Annotated in this window: 17 protein-coding genes; 4 read left to right on the top strand and 13 right to left on the bottom strand. The window is 75.3% G+C overall.

The features are described from left to right. Positions 1–2 precede the first annotated feature (2 nt). From AB0K03_RS06840 to AB0K03_RS06780, 13 genes are all read right to left on the bottom strand, one after another. Complete coding sequence (locus AB0K03_RS06840) at positions 3–1,247, bottom strand: glutamate--cysteine ligase (RefSeq protein WP_364681525.1); 1,245 nt, start codon at positions 1,245–1,247, stop codon at positions 3–5. A gap of 2 nt (positions 1,248–1,249) precedes the next feature. Continuing rightward, on the bottom strand, positions 1,250–1,927 hold the full coding sequence (locus tag AB0K03_RS06835; RefSeq protein WP_364681524.1) for a phosphoribosyltransferase family protein: 678 nt from the start codon (positions 1,925–1,927) through the stop codon (positions 1,250–1,252). Between the two features lie 102 nt (positions 1,928–2,029). After that, a complete protein-coding gene (locus AB0K03_RS06830) occupies positions 2,030–2,506 on the bottom strand; it encodes a nitroreductase family deazaflavin-dependent oxidoreductase (protein WP_364681522.1) in 477 nt (158 codons plus the stop codon). Between the two features lie 97 nt (positions 2,507–2,603). Further along, on the bottom strand, positions 2,604–3,335 hold the full coding sequence (locus AB0K03_RS06825; RefSeq protein ID WP_364681520.1) for a sulfite exporter TauE/SafE family protein: 732 nt from the start codon (positions 3,333–3,335) through the stop codon (positions 2,604–2,606). A 77-nt stretch (positions 3,336–3,412) separates the two neighbouring features. Beyond that, positions 3,413–3,754, bottom strand: a complete 342-nt coding sequence (locus AB0K03_RS06820) for a hypothetical protein (RefSeq protein ID WP_364681518.1) — start codon at positions 3,752–3,754, stop codon at positions 3,413–3,415. A gap of 110 nt (positions 3,755–3,864) precedes the next feature. After that, on the bottom strand, positions 3,865–4,338 hold the full coding sequence (locus tag AB0K03_RS06815) for a hypothetical protein (RefSeq protein ID WP_364681516.1): 474 nt from the start codon (positions 4,336–4,338) through the stop codon (positions 3,865–3,867). Between the two features lie 91 nt (positions 4,339–4,429). Further along, complete coding sequence (hypE, locus tag AB0K03_RS06810) at positions 4,430–5,491, bottom strand: hydrogenase expression/formation protein HypE (protein ID WP_364681514.1); 1,062 nt, start codon at positions 5,489–5,491, stop codon at positions 4,430–4,432. After that, positions 5,488–6,603: a hydrogenase formation protein HypD gene (gene hypD / locus AB0K03_RS06805; RefSeq protein ID WP_364681512.1), complete on the bottom strand. Its 1,116-nt coding sequence runs from the start codon at positions 6,601–6,603 to the stop codon at positions 5,488–5,490. The genes hypE and hypD overlap by 4 nt, the downstream gene beginning before the upstream one ends. Beyond that, entirely contained in the window at positions 6,600–6,857 is a 258-nt protein-coding gene (locus AB0K03_RS06800) for a HypC/HybG/HupF family hydrogenase formation chaperone (RefSeq protein ID WP_364681510.1), read from the bottom strand. The genes hypD and AB0K03_RS06800 overlap by 4 nt, the downstream gene beginning before the upstream one ends. A 5-nt stretch (positions 6,858–6,862) precedes the next feature. Beyond that, positions 6,863–9,169: a carbamoyltransferase HypF gene (hypF, locus tag AB0K03_RS06795; RefSeq protein ID WP_364681509.1), complete on the bottom strand. Its 2,307-nt coding sequence runs from the start codon at positions 9,167–9,169 to the stop codon at positions 6,863–6,865. Continuing rightward, positions 9,166–9,648, bottom strand: a complete 483-nt coding sequence (locus AB0K03_RS06790) for a hydrogenase maturation protease (protein ID WP_364681507.1) — start codon at positions 9,646–9,648, stop codon at positions 9,166–9,168. Before AB0K03_RS06790 ends, hypF begins: the two co-directional genes overlap by 4 nt. Positions 9,649–9,651: 3 nt before the next feature. Next, entirely contained in the window at positions 9,652–10,950 is a 1,299-nt protein-coding gene (locus tag AB0K03_RS06785) for a Ni/Fe hydrogenase subunit alpha (RefSeq protein WP_364681505.1), read from the bottom strand. After that, the gene (locus AB0K03_RS06780; protein ID WP_364681503.1) at positions 10,947–11,459 is read right to left on the bottom strand and encodes a Crp/Fnr family transcriptional regulator; all 513 of its coding nucleotides are present in this window, start codon (positions 11,457–11,459) and stop codon (positions 10,947–10,949) included. Before AB0K03_RS06780 ends, AB0K03_RS06785 begins: the two co-directional genes overlap by 4 nt. Positions 11,460–11,662: 203 nt before the next feature. Between AB0K03_RS06780 and AB0K03_RS06775 the strand changes: the two genes are divergently transcribed. From AB0K03_RS06775 to AB0K03_RS06760, 4 genes are read left to right on the top strand one after another with little or no spacing between them, the layout of a single operon-like run. Continuing rightward, positions 11,663–12,550, top strand: coding sequence for a universal stress protein (locus AB0K03_RS06775; protein WP_364681501.1), 888 nt, complete (start codon positions 11,663–11,665; stop codon positions 12,548–12,550). Positions 12,551–12,565: 15 nt separating this feature from the next. Beyond that, on the top strand, positions 12,566–13,741 hold the full coding sequence (locus AB0K03_RS06770) for a 4Fe-4S dicluster domain-containing protein (protein ID WP_364681499.1): 1,176 nt from the start codon (positions 12,566–12,568) through the stop codon (positions 13,739–13,741). Continuing rightward, positions 13,738–14,601: an FAD/NAD(P)-binding protein gene (locus tag AB0K03_RS06765; protein WP_364681497.1), complete on the top strand. Its 864-nt coding sequence runs from the start codon at positions 13,738–13,740 to the stop codon at positions 14,599–14,601. The genes AB0K03_RS06770 and AB0K03_RS06765 overlap by 4 nt, the downstream gene beginning before the upstream one ends. Continuing rightward, the gene (locus AB0K03_RS06760) at positions 14,601–15,398 is read left to right on the top strand and encodes an oxidoreductase (protein WP_364681495.1); all 798 of its coding nucleotides are present in this window, start codon (positions 14,601–14,603) and stop codon (positions 15,396–15,398) included. Before AB0K03_RS06765 ends, AB0K03_RS06760 begins: the two co-directional genes overlap by 1 nt. Positions 15,399–15,425 lie beyond the last annotated feature (27 nt).

Below are 15,425 nucleotides of genomic sequence, written 5' to 3'. Positions count from 1 at the left end.
GCTCACCCTCCTGCCCGGACGGTGCCGGGCCCGGAGACCGCGGCCTCCGGACGGGCCTTCCGGCCCTGGCCGGAACGTGGGTGGGGACCGACACTCAGGGCCCGGCCGGCGGGCGGATCCGGCGGTTCGCCGTCCACCCGCCGGTCCCCCGGCACGGCGACCGTTGCCGCCGCCATCAGATCGGCGTACGCGGCCGGCCCGTGCGCCGCCCACACCGCGCGCTGGCGCTGGGCTCCGGTGCCGCCGGTGTCGAGACGCCGGACGAGCACCTCGGTGAGCGCCCGGTCGCCGAGCGCGTCGAGGGCGGGTTCCACATGGTTCAGCAGCCGGTCCAGCAGCCGGCGGTGCGGGACGCCGGCACCGGTCGGCGGGTCGACGCCGGCGCCGGTCAGCCCGTGCCGGGCCGCGGCCGTCAGCGCCGCCTCCACCCGGTGCCGGGGCACGGGCGGCGCGGGCTCGTGCCGCCCGGCGGCGAGCGCGGTCGCGACCAGCGCCCTGATCAGCGCGGCCACCAGCACCGCCGTACCGACGTCCAGGCAGACGTCGGCGACGCGGATCTCGACCGTCGGGTAGCGCGGCGACAGCCGGGCCAGGAAGTACACCGACCGTTCGTCCAGCGCGGCGCCGCGCTGGATGAGGCGGCGCACGCAGGCGTCGTAGCGGCCCGCGTCGCGCCACACCGCCGGCGCCCGGCCGGTGGGCCACCGGGACACGTTGCGGTAGCGCCGGCTCGCCCAGCCGCTGTCGCGCCCGTTCTCGATCGGCGAGTTCGCGCTGACCGCCAGCAGCAGCGGCAGCCACGGCCGCAGCCGGGCCAGAACGGCGACCCCGGTGTCCCGGTCGGGGACGCCGACGTGCACGTGGCAGCCGCAGGTGCCGGACACGGCGGTGAGCGCGGGATACCGCTGGGCGAGCGCGTGGTAGCGCGGCGAGTCGCTCAGCGTGATCGGATCCGCGGGCCGCACCGGGGCCACACCGGTCGCGACGAGACGGCAGCCGAGCGCGGCGGCGGCGCCCGCGAGGCGGCCCCGCAGACCCGTCAGCTCGTCCTGCAGTTCCCCGAGGCCGGTGCACACGGGTGTGTTCGCCTCGATCTGGTACCGCATGAGCTCCGGCTGGAGCCCGGCGGTGCCGGCGAGCAGCCGCAGGACGTGCGGCGCCGCGGGCACCGGGCGGGCCTCGCCGGGGTCGACGAGCAGGAACTCCTCCTCGACCCCGACGGTCGGCCGCGGGACGCCGGGCGCCACGATCAGCCCCGGACCGCGCGAGGACGGGCCGCGGCGCGGGCGAGCACCGGGAGGAGCTCCTCATCGGACACCGGCGGCAGATCCCGGTACGCCTGCCCGACGCTGACCAGCCCGTGCAGGCGGTGCAGGCACACGACCCCGTCCGCCACACCGGCCAGCAGCGCGGAGGCACCGGGTCGTGCGACCGGCACGGCGACCACGACCCGGTCCGCGCCGCGCGCCCGGGCCGCCAGGCACGCCACGCGCGCGGTCGCGCCGGTCGCCATGCCGTCGTCGACGATCAGCGCCGTACGGCCCACCAGGGGCTCGCACCAGCGGGTGCTCCGCAGGACCGCGACGCTGTACTCCACGGCCGCGCGCGCGATCCGTTCGGCCCGGTGCAGGGCCTGCCAGCTCACCCGGTGCGCTTTGATCATCTCGGTGTCCACCACGGTCATGTCCTCCTCGCTGACCGCGCCGGCGACGAGGTCGGGGCGCCCGGGCACGGTGACCCGGCGCACCACCACGACGTCGAGCGGCGCGTCGAGGGCCCGGGCGACCTCCGCCGCCACCGGCACGCCGCCGCGGGGCAGGCCGAGCACCACGACGTCCGGCCCGCGCAGATACGAGAGCACGCCGGCCAGGCGGCGGCCGGCCTCCGGCCGGCTCGAGAACAGCGGACCCGCTGCGGTACTGGTCATGGCACACCTCCGCCGGGGCTCGCCGCGACAGCACCCGCCCCTTTTCAGCGAACGCGTCCGGCGGGCGCTGCGGAAGAGCCGCCCTGCTCGCGAGCGAAGGACCTAGTTCCCGGCGGTGATCCGGAAGACCGGGTACTGCCCGGCGATCGCGGCGAAATCGGCGAGGGGCGCGTGCCGGTCCAGCGGGATGTGCGGGCGCGCGCCCGGCGCGAGCTGCAGATAGCGCTGCAGGATGGCGGCCCGCTGCTGCGGCGGCACCTCCACGAGCACGATGTCCTCGCGGGTGCGGTGCCGCAGGACGGCGTGTCCGCCGGCGGCGCGGACGTTGCGGACCCAGCCGGCATCCTCGCCGAGCATCGACACGAGATAGCGTTCGCCGTCCAGATCGGCCACCACGAGCGGGAGCGTGACCGGCCGCCCGCTCTTGCGGCCCCGCACCTCCAGCGTCACCGCCCGGTCGGGGGCCAGCACACCGTGGGCGAACTGCACGGCGGACAGCCGGTTCATCGCCCGCGCGATGCGGTTCGGCCGGCCACCGCGGTACATCCAGCGCGCCATCCGTGGCGTCATGAGGGTCATCGCGCACCTCCCGGCGTCGTCGTCCCTGCCCGCTCCAGCCTGGGCCCGGCGCCCGGTGCGTGACAGGGCCGTTGGACCCGGCGCGCCCGCGCCACCGTCACGGTCCGATCAGGAACAACACTCCCGCGGCGACGAGCCCGATCTCCACCAGCGTCACGAAGGCGCGGTCGCTGATCCGGCCGACTATCCTCCTGCCGGCCCAGGACCCGGCGAGCGTCGCGGGCGTCAGCGCGGCACCGAACAGCAGAACCCGGCCGGTCAGCAGGTCGCCCGCGCCGTACGCCGCGATCTTCGCCAGATGCATCGACAGCGCGGCGGCCGCCTCGGTGCCGATGTAGGCCGCGCGGGTCAGCCCGTACGCAAGGAAGAACGGCGCGGTCAGCGGTCCCACCGAGCCCAGCAACGACGAGCCCAGCCCGGACGCGGCTCCCACCGCGGCGAAGGCGCGGTCGGACGGCCTGTGCGGGCGGGGGTTGCGCCGCCGCCAGATCACCACCCCGATCAGGAAGACGCCCAGCAGGCGTTGCAGCGCTCCCAGCGGCGCGTGCGCCAGCAGCAGCCCGCCGGCGACGGCCGGCGGCACCGCGCCCGCGGCGAACCAGCCGATCAGCCGCCACCGCAGCTGCGTGCGATTGAGCCACACCCGGGAGGCGTTGCCGGACACCTGCGTCAGCGTCAGCATCGGTACGGCCACCGGCAGCCCGAACAGCGCGGCGAACACCGGCAGCAGCAGCACCCCGCCCCCGAAACCGGCCACCGCCGACAGCAGGGCCAGCCCGAACGCCGCCAGCGACGCCACCGCCAGGGTCGGCAGCTCGTGGACGATCACCCGGCCAGCCTGCCAGGGCCGGACGCGGAACGAGGGCCCACCGTCACGGTGGGCCCTCGGCGGAGACGCTGGTGTGGTCAGACCGCCGGCTCCTCCAGCGGCGGTGCGGGCGGGCCCTGGTCGGGGCGCCGGCGAATGCGGCGCAGGCAGGACCGCAGCTTCTGCTGCATCAGGTCGGTTGCCTCCTGCAGGCCGCTGGCCACCGCGTGCACGTGGACCGGTACGCCGTTGACGTCGACGTGGGCGTCGACCCGGTCGCCGGGCGCCGCCGCGTCGAGGGTCAGCCAGGAACGCAGCACCGGCGCCGGAGCGTGGTGCAGGGCCGCTTCGAGCTTCTCGACGGCGTACGTTCGCGCTGCCTCGTCGACGGGACCGTGGGTGCGGACGTTCGGGGCGGTGGTCGGGCTGATGCGCGCCATGGCTTGCCTCCCGGATCCGGCCTTGCCCTCGTGCAAGGGACCTATGAAGATCGTCCGTCGCCGGCGGGGCACCGGACAGGGCCGTTGGACCCGGTCCGACGGCCCCGGTGCTACGGGCCGCCGTGCGGCGCCGGGCCGCCCGCGGGTGGCAGGTGTGTCATGGCCCGGAACAGGGCGACGACCTGGACGACGAGCGCGACGATGCTGCCCGCGATGCCGAGGACCAGCAGCACCCGGACGACGGTCGCCCAGTTGACCGTCGTGTCGCCGAAGTCGAACGGGAACACCTGCCAGACGCGGACCAGAACGGCGATCCCGACGGACGTCGTGGCCAGCGAGCCCAGCGCCACCACCCACGGCGGGTCGTGGACGATCTGCACGGCGTCGACGACGAGCCCGACGATGAGCGAGGCGTTGACCAGCCCCAGGACGAGGGTGGTGTCCGGGGTCAGGAACGACACCGCGTCCCAGCCCGGGCGGACGTTGATCAGGTAGAGCAGCGCGACGGTGACGGCGGCGGCCACGGTGTAGCCGAAGCGGCGCGCGGCCCGCGCCGGTCGGCGCTTGCTGACGTCGGCGGACATGGCAGACCTCCTCGAGGCGCCTGTAACGCTAGGGAGCCGCGGCCCGGGCGGGGTAGCGGCGAAGGCCCTGCCCGGCCGGGCCGGCAGGCCGTCAGCAGATGCGCGGCAACTGTTCACCGACCAGCATGTCCAGCACGCGGCGCGACCCCACACCGGTGCGCATCCACACCCGTCCGGGTTCCTCGTCCACCACCCGGCCGATCCGTACGGCGTCGCGCCCCTCCGGGCAGTCGCGCATCGCCGCCAGCACCTGCGCCTCGCAGTCCGGGGCCACGAACGCGACCAGGCAGCCTTCGTTGGCCACGTGGGCGACGTCCAGCCCGAGCATCTCGCAGGCGGCCCGCACCGCGTCGGGTACGGGCAGCGCCGGCTCGTCGATCTCGACGCCGGTCGCGGAGGCGCGCGCGATCTCGTTGACCGCCGAGGCGAGGCCGCCGCGGGTCGGGTCGCGCAGCGCGTGCACCCCCTCGCCGCCCGCCTGCACCATCGCCTCGACCAGCCGGTGCAGCGGCCGGGTGTCGGAGCTTACGTCCGCCTCGAAGCCGAGGCCCTCACGGGTGCTCAGCACAGTGACGCCGTGGCTGCCGATCGCGCCGGACAGCAGTACCGCGTCACCGGGTGCCGCCCCCGCCGCCGAGGGCGCCGTCCCGGGCAGCCGCCGGCCGAGCCCGGTGGACACGACGAACAGCCCGTCCGCGGCGCCGCGGTTGACCACCTTGGTGTCCCCGGTGACCACGCGGACCCCGGCGTCGCGGGCGGCCTCGCCCACGGAGGCGGCGACGCGGCGCAGGTCCTCCAGTGGGAACCCCTCCTCGATGACGTACGCGACGCACAACGCCAGCGGCATCGCGGCGCGCATGGCGAGGTCGTTGACGGTGCCGTGGACGGCGAGCCGGCCGATGTCGCCGCCGGGGAAGAACAGCGGGGTCACCACGTACGCGTCGGTGCTGAGCGCCAGGTCGGCGCCCGCGGCCGTGACCACGGCGGCGTCCTCCAGCGGGCCCGCGACGGCGGCCGCGCCGAGCGCCGGGACCAGGACGTCCGCGATGAGCTCGGCGGACAGCCGGCCGCCCGAGCCGTGGCCGAGCAGCACCCGTTCGGTCTCCCGGCGCGGGGCCGGGCAGGCGCCGGACAGCAGGTCGGCGGTGCTCACGGCACGATCCCCGGAACGGCCGCCGGCTTCGTGCGCCCGGCGGAGTAGTACGCGGCGCAGGTGCCCTCGCTGGACACCATGGGCGCGCCCAGCGGGTTCCGGGGCGTGCACGTTCTGCCGTACGCGATGCAGTCGGTGGGCTCCCTGGTCCCGGTGAGGATGGCACCGGCGATGCACTCGGCGTGCTCGCGGGCCGTCAGGTTCCCCACGTCGAAGCGGCGTTCGGCGTCGAAGGCGGCGTACTCCGGCGCCAGCACGAGCCCGCTGGCGGGGATCGTGCCGACTCCGCGCCAGGCGTGGTCGGCGATGCGGAAGACCCGGCGGATCGCGTCCTGCGCGGCGGTGTTGCCGTCGCGGCGTACGGCCCGGGCGTACTGGTTCTCCACCTCGTGGCGGCCCTGCTCGAGCTGCGTCACGGCCATCAGGATGCCCTCCAGGAGGTCCAGCGGTTCGAATCCGGTAACCACGATCGGCACCCGGTGGCGCTCGGCGAGCGGCTCGTACTCGGTCCAGCCCATGACCGCGCAGACGTGCCCGGCGGCGAGGAACGCCTGCACCCGGCAGTCCGGCGAGCCGAGCAGCGCGGTCATCGCGGGCGGGACGAGGACGTGGCTGACCAGCAGGCTGAAGTTGGCGAGGCCCAGGCCGGCGGCGCGCAGCACGGCCATGGCGTTCGCCGGCGCCGTGGTCTCGAACCCGACGGCGAGGAACACCACCTGCCGGTCCGGGTTCTGCTGCGCGAGCACCACCGCGTCCATGGGCGAGTAGACGACGCGGACGTCGCAGCCGCGGGCCCGCAACGCCAGCAGGTCGGTGTGCGAGCCGGGCACCCGCAGCATGTCGCCGAAGCTGGTGAAGACCGTGCCCGGCCGGGCGGCGATCGCCATGGCCCGGTCCAGGGTCTCCAGCGGCGTCACGCACACCGGGCAGCCCGGCCCGTGGATCATGCGGATCCCGGCCGGCAGCAGCTCGTCGATGCCCTGCCGCACGATCGTGTGGGTCTGCCCGCCGCAGACCTCCATCAGGCTCCACGGCCGGGTGGCCACCCGGTGCAGCCGGTCCAGCAGCACCCGCGCCAGCCCGGGGTCCCGGTACTCGTCGAGGTACTTCACGGGAGCGGCTCCCCCAGCTCGGCCGCGACCGCGTCCCCCATCGCGCGCAGCACCTCCAGCGTGCGCTCGGCCTCCACGGCGTCGACCAGGGTGATCGCGAAGCCGACGTGGACGATGACGTAGTCGCCGGTGCGCACGCCCGGCACGTACTCCAGGCAGACCCGTTTGCGGACGCCGCCGAAGTCCACCGTGCCCATCAGCAGGCCGTCGTCGCGGTCCGCCGTGGTGACCTTTCCGGGGATGCCCAGGCACATTCCGATCATCCTTCCGCGGCGGTCCGGGCCGCGGCGATCACGGCCTGGCCGTAGCTGACGCCGCCGTCTCCGGCGGGCACCTCGGCGCCGAGCCGGGCACTGAGCCCGGCCGCCTCCAGCGCCGGCGGCAACTGCGCGGCCAGGAGACCGTTCTGCAGGCAGCCGCCGGACAGACACACGACGGTCACGCCGGTGCGCTCGGCCGCCCGCGCGCACATCTCGGCCGTCACGTCCACGACCGTACGGTGGAAGCCTGCGGCGAGCGCGGCCACGGGTTCGCCGGCCCGCACCGCCTCGACGAGCGCCGCGAGCGTCATGCCGCCGTCGTACACCCACAGGCCGCCGGCCGTCCGCAGCCTCCAGGGCAGCGGCGTGGCCGGGCCGGTCGCCGTCGCGGCCACGGATTCGAGCATGACCGCGGCCTCGCCCTCGTAACTCGCGTCGTCGCAGACACCGAGAACCGCGGCCACGGCATCGAAGAGGCGCCCGGCGCTTCCGGCCTGCGGGCAGTTCACGCGCCGTTCCACCATCCGCCGCACGACCCGCCGCTCCCGGGCGTCGAGGCGGTCGAGGACGTCGACGGCCCGCTCGTCCCCGGCGGGGAACTCGCCGCCGTACAGGTATCCGAGCGCCATCCGCGCCGGCCGGCGGACCGCGGCCTCACCTCCGGGCATCGGCGCCCGGGAGAAGCGGCCCAGCCGCCGGAAACCGGTGTACGAGGCGAGCAGCAGTTCCCCGCCCCAGAACGTGCCGTCCTCGCCCCACCCCAGCCCGTCGTACGCGACGCCGAGGAACGGCGCCTCCACCGCGTTCTCGGCGGCGCAGGCGGCGACGTGCGCGTGGTGGTGCTGCACCGCGATCCGCCGCTCGGCGGGCGCGTTCTCGAGGGCGTACGCGGTGGACAGGTAGCCGGGGTGCCGGTCGTGCGCGACGATCTCGGGCACGAACCGGTGCAGCCGGCACAGCTGCTCGCGGGTCGCCGCGAACGCGGCCAGAGCGTCCGCGTCGTCCAGGCTGCCGCCGTGCGGCCCGATCAGGGCCAGGTCGCCGCGCGCCAGGGTGAACGTGTGCTTGAGCTGCGCGCCGACGGCCAGCACCGGGCGCCGGGCCGGAACCGGCATCGGCACCGGCCGGGGAGCGTAGCCGCGGGCCCGGCGCACCAGCCGGCCGCGTCCGCCGGCCCCCCGGGCCACCGAATCGTCGTAGCGGGCGCGGATCGGCCGGTCGTGGTGCAGGAACCCGTCGGCGACGGCGGCCAGCGAGCGACGGGCCTGCCGGTCGTCGATGGCGATCGGCTCGTCCGACACGTTGCCGCTGGTCACCACGAGCGGCCGCGCCATGGCGCGCAGCAGGAGATGATGCAGCGGGGTCGCGGGCAGGAACAGCCCGGCCAGGCGCGTGCCGGGGTGGACGCCGGCCGCCAGCTCGTCGCCCGGCAGCGCCGGGGCGAGCACGATCGGGCGGGCCGGGGACGCCATCAGGGCCGCGTCGGCGCCGGTGAGCTCGGCCAGCCCGCCCGCCGCGGCGGCGCCGGCGACCATGACGGCGAAGGGCTTGCGGGGCCGGCGTTTGCGCGTCCGCAGGGCCGCCACCGCGGCCGCGTCCGTCGCGTCGCAGACCAGTTGGTAGCCGCCGAGGCCCTTGAGCGCCACGATGCGGCCGCGCGTCAGCGCCGTCACGGCTTCGGTGAGAGCGTCCTCGGCGTACGCCTCCGCCGGGTCGCCCGTCCACACGAGACGCGGGCCGCAGGCGGGGCAGGCGATCGGCTCGGCGTGGAAGCGGCGGTCGGCGGGATCGTGGTACTCGCGGGCGCACGCCGGGCACAGCGTGAATCCGGCCATCGCCGTACGCTCCCGGTCGTACGGGAGCTCGTCGATGATCGTGGCCCGCGGCCCGCAGGCGGTGCAGTTGAGGAACGGGTAGCGGTAGCGGCGGTCCGCCGGGTCGAACAGCTCGCGCAGGCAGTCGTCGCAGGTGGCGAGATCGGGTGGCAGACCGGCGAAGCCGCGGGCGGCCACCGGTGCGCCGCCGGCGCTGAGCTCGACGGCGAACCCGGTGCGGGCCGGCAGACAACCGAGCGGCCGGACGCTGATCTCGTCGATCACCGCGTGCGGCGGCGGGTTCTCACGGATGGTGCGGGTCAGCGCCGCCACGGCCGCCGAGGGGGCGCTGACCTCGATGCAGACGTCACCGTCGACGTTGCGGACCACGCCGTCGAGGCGCAGCCCGGTCGCTATCCGGTGGACGTACGGCCGGAAGCCCACGCCCTGGACGGTGCCGCGGACCCGGACCAGCCAGGCCGGCGCCGTCACGGCGCGCTCGCGAGGTCGCGGGCCCGCGAGGCGATCGGCTGCACGGCGGCGGCCACCTCGGGGGTCTGCTGCGTCCCGAATCCGAAGTCCTTGCCGCAGACGGCGAGCACCACGAGGCGGCGCGGGAGGCGCCCGAGGGCCCGGCCCAGGGCGACGGTCTCGCCGAGGGCGATCGCGTGCGAGGTGGCGACCGGCGCGCCGGCCTGCGCCGCGAGGTCGTCGGCGACCAGCTCGTGCAGGTGACCGGCGGGCGCGCCGTCCATGCGGACCGCGTCGACGACCACGGCCACCTCGGCGCCGGCCCACATCATCAGCAGGCCGGCCGGGTCACCGTCGCTGACCCGCAGCTCGACGCCCGACAGCGCCGGATCGCCCGGCTGCCGGGCGAGGAGCTCGGCGATCACCAGGGGGCCCACCGCGTCGTCGCTGCGGTACTCGTTGCCGATGCCGACGATGACGCGCCGGCGCTGGCCGCCCACCGCTCACCCTCGGTCGACGACGAGGTCGAGGAAGTGGGTCGCGCAGGAGATGCACGGGTCGTAGTTGCGGATGGCCTGCTCGCACTCGCGCGTCAGCCGCTCCTCGTCGAGCTCGAGCCGGGCCGAGACGAAGCGGCGCAGGTCGTCCTCGATCGCCGCCTGGTTCTGCGAGGTCGGCGGGACGATCCGGGCGGCGGTGATCAGACCGTCGTCGTCGAGGCGGTAGCGGTGGAAGAGGATGCCACGCGGGGCCTCGGTGGCGCCGAACCCGACGCCGGCGCGGGGTGGCACGTCCACGAAGGGGCGCGGCGGCGGCTCGTACGTGTCGATGATCGCCAGCGCCTCCTCCACCGCGACCACGTTCTCGACGGCCCGCACGACGATGCTGCGGTACGGGTTGCGGCAGTCCGCGCCCAGCCCCGCCGCGTCGGCCGTCTCGCGGGCCACCGGCGGCAGCCACTGCCGGTTGAGCGCGTACCGGGCGGCCGGGCCGACCACGTAGGAGCCGCGACCGGCCAGGCTCGCGTGCAGAGCGGTCGAGTGTTTCACCTGCTCCTCGATGATGTGCTGCTCGAACTCCTGCGGCGCGAAGGTCAGGCCGCCGGTGGTGGCGAGCGTCCCCGACTCGATGGCGTACCGGCCGGGGCTGACCAGGGCGAGCATCTCGTGGTCGTGCTCGAAGTCGGGGAACTCGAAGCCCGCCACCCAGTCGACCGTGTCGCAGGCCAGGTCCAGCGCCCGCCGCAGGGTCTCGCGCAGGCCGCGCAGCTCCCGTGGGTGCGGCGCCCGGTAGAAGCCGCCGACCCGCACGTTGACCGGGTGGATGGGACGCCCGCCGAGCAGCTCCACGATGTCGTTGCCGGCCTTCTTCAGGGCCAGGCCGCGCTCCACGAGGCCGCGGTGGTCGGTGGCCATGTCGAGGGCGCCGGCGTAGCCGAGGAAGTCCGGGGCGTGCAGCAGGTAGATGTGCAGCGTGTGACTCTCGATCCACTCCCCGCAGTACAGCAGGCGGCGCAACGCCGCGATGCCGTCGTCCACAGTGACCCCGCAGGCGTCCTCGATCGCCGCGCACGCGCTCATCTGGTACGCGACCGGGCAGATGCCGCAGATCCGCGCGGTGATGTCGGGTGGCTCGGTGTACGCCCGGCCGCGCAGGAACGCCTCGAAGAACCGGGGCGGCTCGTAGATCTCCAGCCGGACGTCCTCCACCGTGCTGTCCCGGACGCGGACGTGCATCGCGCCCTCGCCCTCGACCCGGGCCAGCGCGCGGACGTCCAGGATCCGGTCGGAGCGGTGCGTCATCGCTGTCGCCGCCTTCCACCGGGCGGTCCGTACAGATCCAGCAGGCGCAGCCGGGTGGCCTGCAGCCGGTCGATGATGACGGGGGTGACCAGCCGCATCATCGCGTAGCCGAACGACGGGTCCGCCTCGCAGCGGCGCAGGACCAGGCCGGCGTCGAACCGCAGGGTCGTCACGGCGGTGCGGGCCACCGCCCCGAAATGCCAGCGGTACGGCGGACACAGCCAGGACCAGCCGAGCAGCGTCCCCGCGGGCAGCGTCTCGAGCACCAGCGCGCCGTGCCCGGGCACCTGCAGGTCGAGCGCCACGTCGCCGTGCTCGAGCAGCCAGAAGTGGTCGGCCGGGCCGCCCTCGGTGAAGAGGCGTGCGCCCTGCGGGTACGACACCGGGGTGCAGGTCTCCCGCAGCGCCCCCAGGTGGTGCGGGACGAGCGCGGCGAAGAACGGGTGGGACGAGATCCGGGCGGTGAGATCCGTGGCCGTACCGCCGCCGGCCCGCTGGTGCGTCGACATCCTGCCTCCTCGAGGCCGCCGATCACCACACTCTACGAGCGTTGCTTGATCCACAGTGAGGCCGATCGCACCCTATCGATGCCCGAAGGACCCTTGCGCCGGGCCGTACGCCCACGGCGCCCCAACGCGGGACCATCGGCCCTGCCGGGCCCATCCATGGCGACGGATGCTGTTTCTGAGGTCCACCCAGCAGGAGGTGCGTCATGGCCACTGTCGCCGGAGCCGCCGTGGTCGTCGGTGTGGATGCGCCCGCGCACAGCCGGGGTACGGTCGAGATAGCGGCTGCCGAGGCCGCCCGCCGCCACCGGCCGCTGCGCATCGTGCACGCCCTGCACTGGCCGAAACTGCCCGTACCGATGCCGCCCGGGATGACCGAGGGCGTGCCGGAGACGGCGCAACAGGAGGCCCGGGCCTGGCTGGCCGAGGCCGCCGAGACCGCCGCGAAGGTGGCGCCCGGCGTGCCCGTGACCACCGAGCTCGCGGCCGGGCGCCCCGCGACCGTCCTGACCGACGAGAGCCGGCACGCCGACCTCGTCGTCGTCGGTGAACGCGGGACCGGCGGGATGCTCGTGGGTTCCGTGGCGCTGCACCTGGCGGCGCACGCCGCGTGCCCGGTGCTCGTGGTCCGCGGCGAGCCCCGCAGCATCGGTCCCGTGGTGGTCGGCATCGACGGGTCGCCGAACTCCGTGCCGGCCCTCGAGGTCGCCCTCGAGGAGGCGTCCCTGCGCGGCACCAGCCTCGTGGCCCTGCACGCGTGGAGCGGCAACGACTGGACGGAACTGAACAGCAAGCTGCCGATGACGTACGAGTTCTGGTCCGGCGACGCGCAGGAGGAGCGGGTGCTCGCCGAGGCGCTGGCCGGCGTCGGTGAGCGCTACCCCGACGTGCCCGTACGGCGCCAGGTCGTCCGGGGCGATCCCGGTGTGCTGCTCAGCCAGTGGTCGCGCTGCGCCCAGCTGGTCGTGGTGGGCGACCGCGGTCACGGCGCCGTGACCGGGCTGGTGCTCGGCTCGGTCAGCCAGCACCTGATGTTCCACGCCGACTGCCCGACGACCGTCGTCCGGGGACGGTCCCCCGTCAACACCGGCTGACGACAGGAGGCCGCCATGGCGTCCCAGACCGAACCGCACACCCTGACCCCGGCGCCGGCGCTGCTCGACGCGGCCGCGCTGCCCGCGCTGTTCGGCGCGCTGGAGGCCCGCGGGTACACCGTCATGGGGCCGACTGTCCGCGACGGCGCGATCGTGATCGCCGAGCTCTCCTCGGCGGCGGAGCTGCCGTACGGGTGGGGCGTGGACACCGAGGCCGGGCGGTACCGCCTGCGCCGGCGAGCCGACGAGGCCGCGTTCGGCCACTCGGCGGGCCCGCAGTCGTGGAAGAACGTGCTGCATCCCGCCCGGGCGAAGCTCTGGTCGGCCGATCGCACGCCCGACGGCTCGATGGTGGGCGGCGAACCCGAGCACGGCCGCCGGTTCGCGCTGCTCGGCGTACGCCCGTGCGACCTGGCCGCGATCGCCGTCCTCGACCGGGTCCTCACCGGCGGCCGCTACGCCGACCCGGTCTACGCCGGACGCCGCGACGGCAACCTCGTCATCGCCGTGGAGTGCACCGAGCCGGGTGCCGTGTGCTTCTGCGCGTCCATGGGCACCGGCCCGCACGCCGACGCGCGCTTCGACCTGGCGATGACCGAGATGCTGGACGGTGGGCAGCACCGGTTCCTGATCCGCGCCGGCACCCCCGCCGGCGCCGAGATCCTGGCGGAGCTGCCGGCCCGCGCGGCCGGGGACGACGACGTCGCCCACGCAGCCGGCGCGGTCGCCGGGGCGGCGACGCGGATGACCCGGTCCATGCCGGCGGACGGGCTGCCGGAGCTGCTCACCGCCTCCCGCGAGTCCCCGCACTGGGACGACGTCGCGTCGCGCTGCCTGACCTGCGGCAACTGCACCATGGTGTGCCCGACCTGCTTCTGCACCACCACCGAGGACGTCACCGACCTCACCGGCGACCACGCCGAACGCTGGCGCCGCTGGGACTCCTGCTTCGACCTCGACTTCACCCACCTGCACGGCGGCAACGTCCGCTCCAGCGGGCAGGCCCGCTACCGCCAGTGGATCACGCACAAGCTCGGCACCTGGCACGACCAGTTCGGCTCCTCCGGCTGCGTCGGCTGCGGCCGGTGCATCGCCTGGTGCCCGGCCGGGATCGACATCACCCGGGAGGTCGCCGCGCTGTCGGCGTTGCGGCCGGCCGGCGACGCCGCGGACGACGGGACGGGCCGATGATCAGCCACCCGGCGACCGCCACGCCCCCCGCCGCGCCGGTGTTCCCGCAGCCGTACCGGGTCGTGTCGAGCCGCGCCGAGACCGCCGACACGGTCACGATCGAGCTGGTGAACGAATCGGCGCCGCTGGCGGGATTCGCGCCCGGGCAGTTCGCCATGCTCACCGCGTACGGGATCGGGGAGGTGCCCATCTCGCTGAGCGCGGTGGAGACCACCGCCGAGGGCCGCACCCGCCGGCTGACGCACACCGTACGGTCGGTCGGCGCGGTGACCCGCGCCCTGCACGACGCGGGGCCCGGAGCGGTCGTCGGCGTCCGCGGCCCGTTCGGCACCCCGTGGGACCTCGCCGCCGCCACCGGCCGCGACGTCGTCATCGTGGCCGGCGGCATCGGCCTGGCGCCGGTACGCCCGCTCGTGCACGCCGTCCTGGACGACCCGGCCCGGTACGGCGCCCTGGTGGTGCTCGTCGGCGCCCGCACCCCCGCCGAGCTGCTGTACCCCGCCGACCTGAGCGGCTGGGCACGCGAGGGCGCCCACGTGGGCGTGACCGTGGACCGGCCGGCCGCCGGCTGGACCGGGCACGTCGGCGTGGTGCCCGCGCTGATCCCGCAGGCCCGCTTCGACGCCCGCCGCGCCGTGGCCTTCGTGTGCGGCCCGGAGATCATGATGCGCTACACCGCCGAGGCGCTGGTCGCCCGCGGGGTGGCCGCCGACCGGGTGCAGATCTCGCTCGAGCGCACCATGCGCTGCGGCTGCGGCTGGTGCGGGCACTGCCAGCTCGGGCCGCTGCTGGTCTGCCGCGACGGTCCGGTCGTGCCGTACGGGCGGGCCGCTTCCCTGCTCACCGTCCGGGAGCTGTGATGACTGCTGCTGTCTCCGTACCCACGCTCGCGGTGTGGAAGTTCGCCTCGTGCGACGGCTGCCAGCTCAGCCTGCTGGACTGCGAGGACGAGCTGCTCGCCGTCGCCGGCCGGGTGCACATCGCCCAGTTCCTGGAGGCCACCCGGCACGTCGAGCCGGGCCCGTACGACGTGTCGCTGGTGGAGGGCTCGATCACGACGCCGGAGGACGCGCAGCGCATCCGCCGGGTCCGCGAGATGAGCCGCACGCTGGTCACCATAGGCGCGTGCGCCACCGCCGGCGGCGTGCAGGCCCTGCGCAACTTCGCCGACGTCGACGAGTTCCGCCGGGTCGTGTACGCCCGCCCCGAGTACATCTCGACGCTGGCCACCTCCACCCCGATCGCCGCGCACGTCGATGTCGACTACGAGCTGCACGGCTGCCCCATCGACCGCGGCCAGCTCCTCGAGGTGATCACGGCCCTGCTGGTGGGCCGCCGCCCCGACGTGCCGGCGCACAGCGTCTGCTTCCAGTGCAAGCAACGCGGCAACGTCTGCGTCGTCGTCGCCCACGGCACCCCCTGCCTCGGCCCGGTCACCCGCGCCGGCTGCGGGGCGATCTGCCCGGCGTACCAGCGCGGCTGCTACGGCTGCTTCGGCCCGATGGAGACGCCGAACGCCGCGGCCCAGGCCGCGTTGCTGCGCGCCACCGGCATGTCGCCGGACGGCGTACGCCGCGTCGCCCGCACCTTCCACGCGGGTGAACCGGCGTTCATCGCGCTGTCCGACGTGACCACGGGGCCACCGGCCGCGTCGTGACCCCTCGGGTGACGAGAGCTGGACCTG

Origin of the sequence: Actinoplanes sp. NPDC049316 (assembly GCF_040677315.1) — a bacterium.
GTDB lineage: Bacteria > Actinomycetota > Actinomycetes > Mycobacteriales > Micromonosporaceae > Actinoplanes.
Note: the sequence above shows the minus strand (reverse complement) of the source record. Positions and strands in the feature narration are given on the sequence as shown.

What these genes read in the sequence shown, in the direction of transcription:
- AB0K03_RS06835 (WP_364681524.1), bottom strand. Translation starts at nt 1,927, where the DNA reads ATGACCAGTACCGCAGCGGGTCCGCTGTTCTCGAGCCGGCCGGAGGCC.
- AB0K03_RS06830 (WP_364681522.1), bottom strand. Translation starts at nt 2,506, where the DNA reads ATGACCCTCATGACGCCACGGATGGCGCGCTGGATGTACCGCGGTGGC.
- AB0K03_RS06820 (WP_364681518.1), bottom strand. Translation starts at nt 3,754, where the DNA reads ATGGCGCGCATCAGCCCGACCACCGCCCCGAACGTCCGCACCCACGGT.
- AB0K03_RS06815 (WP_364681516.1), bottom strand. Translation starts at nt 4,338, where the DNA reads ATGTCCGCCGACGTCAGCAAGCGCCGACCGGCGCGGGCCGCGCGCCGC.
- AB0K03_RS06800 (WP_364681510.1), bottom strand. Translation starts at nt 6,857, where the DNA reads ATGTGCCTGGGCATCCCCGGAAAGGTCACCACGGCGGACCGCGACGAC.
- AB0K03_RS06785 (WP_364681505.1), bottom strand. Translation starts at nt 10,950, where the DNA reads ATGACGCACCGCTCCGACCGGATCCTGGACGTCCGCGCGCTGGCCCGG.
- AB0K03_RS06780 (WP_364681503.1), bottom strand. Translation starts at nt 11,459, where the DNA reads ATGTCGACGCACCAGCGGGCCGGCGGCGGTACGGCCACGGATCTCACC.
- AB0K03_RS06775 (WP_364681501.1), top strand. Translation starts at nt 11,663, where the DNA reads ATGGCCACTGTCGCCGGAGCCGCCGTGGTCGTCGGTGTGGATGCGCCC.
- AB0K03_RS06770 (WP_364681499.1), top strand. Translation starts at nt 12,566, where the DNA reads ATGGCGTCCCAGACCGAACCGCACACCCTGACCCCGGCGCCGGCGCTG.
- AB0K03_RS06765 (WP_364681497.1), top strand. Translation starts at nt 13,738, where the DNA reads ATGATCAGCCACCCGGCGACCGCCACGCCCCCCGCCGCGCCGGTGTTC.
- AB0K03_RS06760 (WP_364681495.1), top strand. Translation starts at nt 14,601, where the DNA reads ATGACTGCTGCTGTCTCCGTACCCACGCTCGCGGTGTGGAAGTTCGCC.